General features: G+C 64.9%; 7 protein-coding genes. 2 read left to right on the top strand and 5 right to left on the bottom strand.

Annotated elements, in window-relative coordinates; genetic code table 11:
• Window positions 1-258 (bottom strand): hypothetical protein (locus tag G559_RS29285; protein ID WP_028630218.1); only part of this gene is annotated, 258 nt, incomplete at its 3' end.
• Window positions 259-357: 99 nt separating this feature from the next.
• On the bottom strand, window positions 358-1398 hold the full coding sequence (locus G559_RS0123385) for a threonine aldolase family protein (RefSeq protein ID WP_028630558.1): 1041 nt from the start codon (window positions 1396-1398) through the stop codon (window positions 358-360).
• Window positions 1399-1604: 206 nt separating this feature from the next.
• Here G559_RS0123385 and G559_RS0123380 point away from each other — a divergent pair, with 206 nt between their 5' ends.
• Window positions 1605-1907 (top strand): hypothetical protein, encoded by a 303-nt coding sequence (locus G559_RS0123380; protein ID WP_028630557.1) that lies wholly within the window; start codon window positions 1605-1607, stop codon window positions 1905-1907.
• Between the two features lie 101 nt (window positions 1908-2008).
• On the opposite strand, the gene G559_RS0123375 is transcribed toward G559_RS0123380, so the two are convergent.
• Genes G559_RS0123375 through G559_RS0123365 form a run of 3 tightly spaced genes read right to left on the bottom strand, consistent with a single transcriptional unit; the run spans window position 2009 to window position 3743 of the window.
• Window positions 2009-2428, bottom strand: a complete 420-nt coding sequence (locus G559_RS0123375; RefSeq protein WP_028630556.1) for an acyl-CoA thioesterase — start codon at window positions 2426-2428, stop codon at window positions 2009-2011.
• Window position 2429: 1 nt separating this feature from the next.
• Window positions 2430-3332, bottom strand: a complete 903-nt coding sequence (locus G559_RS0123370; protein WP_028630555.1) for an alpha/beta fold hydrolase — start codon at window positions 3330-3332, stop codon at window positions 2430-2432.
• A gap of 12 nt (window positions 3333-3344) precedes the next feature.
• Window positions 3345-3743: a thioesterase family protein gene (locus G559_RS0123365; protein ID WP_028630554.1), complete on the bottom strand. Its 399-nt coding sequence runs from the start codon at window positions 3741-3743 to the stop codon at window positions 3345-3347.
• A 528-nt stretch (window positions 3744-4271) separates the two neighbouring features.
• On the opposite strand from G559_RS0123365, the gene G559_RS29280 reads away from it, so the two are divergent.
• On the top strand, window positions 4272-4372 hold a 101-nt coding region (locus G559_RS29280; RefSeq protein WP_036997799.1), incomplete at its 3' end, for a serine dehydratase beta chain.

The following is a 4372-nucleotide window of genomic DNA, read 5'->3' as shown; positions in this document are numbered from 1 at the left end:
CCAGAAACCATCCTGGCCCGCTTCATACACCACGACCACTCTGGCGGACGCCGGCAACGCCCAGAGCGCGCGCGTCTCCGCGATCGTTTGCACCACCTGCTCCAGGCGCGCCAGGGGCTGCGGTGCGTCGACTGTCTTCAGCCGGGGGTTGCGCCGGGCATCGCTCAGCGCCACTTTCCAACTGGCCTTGGCCAACTCCAGCGCCACTGCCAGGACCGGTTCATTCGCACTATGCTGTTCAACGTAGGCCGTTCGCATGTCGATTCCTCCTCTGGGCCAAACCTTCTATCCCCCGGATTAAGAATCGGCGTGCGGGCGGCCTTTGCATAGGATCTACAGTGCTCGGTCACGCTGGGATCAAACCGCCATCGCCGCCCGGATATCCGCCGCCAGCTCGCGCACGCGGTCCATTTCGGTATCCCAGGAGCACATGAAGCGGGCACCGCCGGCGCCAATGAAGGTGTAGAAGCGCCAGCCCTTGGCGCGCAGGTATTCCAGCGCCGGCTCGGACATCTGCAGGAACACGCCGTTGGCTTCCACCGGGAACATCAGGCTGACGCCGGGCACGTCGGCCACCAGCTCGGCCAGCAGTTGTGCACAGGCGTTGGCATGCTTGCCGTAGTGCAGCCAGGCGTCGTCCTGCAGCAGGCCCACCCAGGGCGCTGCGAGGAAGCGCATCTTCGAGGCCAGTTGGCCGGCCTGCTTGCAGCGGTAGTCGAAGTCCTCGGCCAGGTCGCGGTTGAAGAAGAGAATGGCCTCGCCCACCGCCATGCCGTTCTTGGTGCCGCCGAAGCAGAGCACATCCACCCCGGCCTTCCAGGTCAGGTCGGCCGGCGAGCAGCCGAGGAAGGCGCAGGCATTGGAGAAGCGCGCACCGTCCATGTGCAGGTTCAGGCCCAGCTCCTTGCACACCTGGCTGATGGCGCGGACTTCCTCGGGGCGGTAGACGGTGCCCACTTCGGTGGCCTGGGTGAGGGTGACCACGCGGGGTTTGGGGTAGTGGATGTCCTGGCGTTTCAGGGCGATCTCGCGGATCGCCTCGGGGGTCAACTTGCCGTCGGTGGTCTTGGCCAGCAGCAGCTTGGAGCCGTTGGAGAAGAACTCCGGCGCGCCGCATTCGTCGGTCTCGACGTGGGCGGTCTCGGAGCAGATCACGCTGTGGTAGCTCTGGCACAGGGAGGCCAGGGCCAGGGAGTTGGCGGCGGTACCGTTGAAGGCGAAGAAGACTTCGCAGTCGGTCTCGAACAACTGGCGGAAATGGTCGGAGGCGCGGGCCGTCCACTGGTCCTCGCCATAGGCGCGCTCATGGCCGTGGTTGGCCTCGGCCATCGCGGCCCAGGCCTCCGGGCAGATACCGGAGTAGTTGTCGCTGGCGAATTGCTGGGTCTGGTCGGTCATGTCCTGGTCCTTCTGTCCGTTCGCCTGCAGGCACAGGCGTATGGAAGCTAACTTTACGCCAGGTTTGACGCGCGGGATTCGCTCGAGGCGACATCCTTTTCTGCCAGCGGCGCCTGGTCAGGAACCGGGAACTCAACCCTCACAAGGCACCTCAGAACCCAATAGCGCGCTTCAAGGCGACGCCCCACCCAGGAAGGAGAACCGCCATGCGTTACGCAACCCTGATCGCCCTGTTCGTTCCCGCCCTGTTCGGCTTGCCGGTCGTTGCCGCCGAGTGGCCCAGCGGCGAGCGCGACCACTTCATCGAGGAGTGCAAGACCAGCGCCCAGGCCAGCATCGCGCAGGACAAGCTGCAGCGGTACTGCAGTTGTGCGGCCGATCAGGTCAGCAGCGAGTTCAGCAGCACCGAGCTGGAAACGTTGAAGGATCAGAAGACCCCACTGCCTGAACAGACCCACCAGCGCCTGCTGAAGGTTTCCCAGGCCTGCCTGAGCCAGCTGAACGATTGATCAAAATTTGATCGGTCGGCGGCGGGCCAGGCAAGACGCGGGCTGTGTGGCCGATCCCACAGTTTGTCCACAGGACCGTCCACGCTTTGTGGGGATAGACCTCAGTCGGCCGGCTGCCAGGCGGCGGCACGCTCGCGGATATCGGCGGGGAAGGCACGCGCCCGGCGCACCTGGGTATCCAGGTGAACGCCCACCAGGGTGGTGACGGCGGCGATCTCGCCGGTTTCGTCGTTGCGCATCTCATGACGGAAGCGGATCGACTTGTCCTTCATCTCCAGCACCTGGGAGTGGATGGATACGACATCGCCTGCGTGCAATTCGCGGCGGTACTCGATCTGCTGTTCCACCGCCGCCATGCCGGCGTTCTCCTCGCGCAGGCGCGACGGTGCCAGGCCCAGCAGCGTGAAGAGCTGCCAGGTGGCCTCGTCGAACTTGCCGACGTACCACATCACGTTCATGTGGCCCATGTGGTCGCAGTGCCAGGGATAGACCGCGCCGCGATAGGTGAGGGTGTCGCTCATGTCAGGCTGCCTCGTTCTGCTTGGAGTGACTGAAATCCGCCAGCACCTGGGGGAACTGGTTGATCACGATGGAGAGATGGCCTTCCTGTGGGTAACTCCGCAGGTGCGCTTGTGGCAGCCGCGCCTGCAGGTGGCGGCCCATGACCGCCGGTACATGACGATCCAGGCCGCTCTGATAGAGGTGCACCGGCACCTGGATCTCCTCCAGGGCGAAGTGGCGGGGTGAGGCGATCAGCGCAGCTTCCGTGCAGGCGCCGCGGATGCCCTGGCGATAGGCTTCGGCGAGAAACGCCGCGAAATCCCCGGCGGCCTCCGGGGCGGCTGCCAGCAATTGGCGGTCCGGTTCGGCCAGCAGTCCGGCTAGCGCCTTTACCGCCCGTTCCGAGTTATGCCTGAACAGCAGGCTGTCCAGCGCCAGGAGCGGACTGGCCAACCTGGGGTGGACCCGGGCCAGGCCGAACATCAGTTTGAGTGCCGGGAGTTGCGCCGTGCGCAGTTCGGGAATGTCCATCGGCCCCATGCCGGCCAACAACCCGACGTAGTTCAGGCGCTCACCCATCTGATGGGCACAGGCAAGCGCATAGGGGCCGCCACAGGACACCCCGAGCACGCCGAAGCGCCGGTGGCCGAGGGTATCGGCCATGAAGGCCACGTCCTCGGCCCAGCCGAGGATGCTGCGACCAGCCTGGTAGTCGGACCAGCCGAAACCGGGCCGATCCGGCGCCACCAGGCAGACGTCTGCCTCCAGGGCTTGTTCATGGTGCAGCGCGGCTTGCAGACGGCTGCCGGGAAAACCATGGAAGTAGTAGAGCGGGCGGCCTTCGCTGGCGCCGTAGAGTTGGTAGGCCAGGGTGCGGCCGTCTGGCAGCCGCAAGCGCCGGGGCCGGGCATCGGGTCGTGTCATGGGGAATTCGGTTCAGCGTTGGTTGCGGGAATGGGCCCCGGCGAGCAGCCGGTCGGTGGCGACGATGGCGCGGCTGTGCTGGCCCTCGCCAATCAGGCCGCCCTCGTCGAAGGCTTCGACCTTGAACAGGTAGAGCTTGCCTTCCTGACCGAGGAAGGTGGCGCGGGCCGATACGCGGACGCCCACCGGGGTGGCGCCGAGATGGCGGATATCCACACCGACGCCCACCGAGAGCTGGCCGTCCTGCAGCAGGGGGCGCATGCAGCGCGATGCGGCCAGCTCCATCAGGGCGATCATGCGTGAGGTGGCGAACACCTCGGGGAAATCGTCGTCAGGGGAAAGAGGCAGGGCCTTGGCGGTGTCGCTGGGCAGGACGATGAAATCAGCCTCTGCCTGGGTGCCGGGATTCATGGGGCGGGTCTCCGTTGTTCTTGTGACTTGAACGTTAGCCTGGGTTTCGGGCTGCTCATAATTTGAACGGAAACTTTTATACCAGCAGCCAAAGCCGGGGTTGGCACGGGTTACAAAATTTAATCGTGTGTTTAATTTCTCCCAAGCTGTGCAGTTATTGATCAGCTTCGGCAAAGGCCCCGGCCACCGGGCCCCTGGCCGGACGCTCACACCTTATCCACAAGCCCCTGCACAGATTCTGGGGGCAGCTCTTTCTACAAGTGGCTGAAATGGCTCAAGAATTGACCATTCGGCTGGAAGCGGCGCCGTGCCTGGGGCAGGGCGGTGGCTCTACAGCTTATCCACAGCATGATCCCCGGTTTCTGTGGGTGAGGCGGTGGAGGGGGGCATTTTCGGGTCGGATACGGACAGATTCCCCCGGCGTTGGATCGGGAGAATCGCCGTAGGGAAGGGCAGGCCTGTGGCCCGCATCGCGAATGAGTTCGCTCCCACCTATCGCTCCTACATTGCCTCAATCGGGGAACCGGCATGGCCATCAGCGTGTTCGACCTGTTCAAGATCGGTATCGGCCCTTCCAGCTCGCACACCGTGGGCCCGATGCGGGCGGCGGCGCTGTTCGCCACGGCGCT

Source organism: Metapseudomonas resinovorans DSM 21078 (genome assembly GCF_000423545.1).
GTDB lineage: Bacteria > Pseudomonadota > Gammaproteobacteria > Pseudomonadales > Pseudomonadaceae > Metapseudomonas > Metapseudomonas resinovorans.
This window is presented reverse-complemented; position numbering and strand designations above follow the sequence as displayed.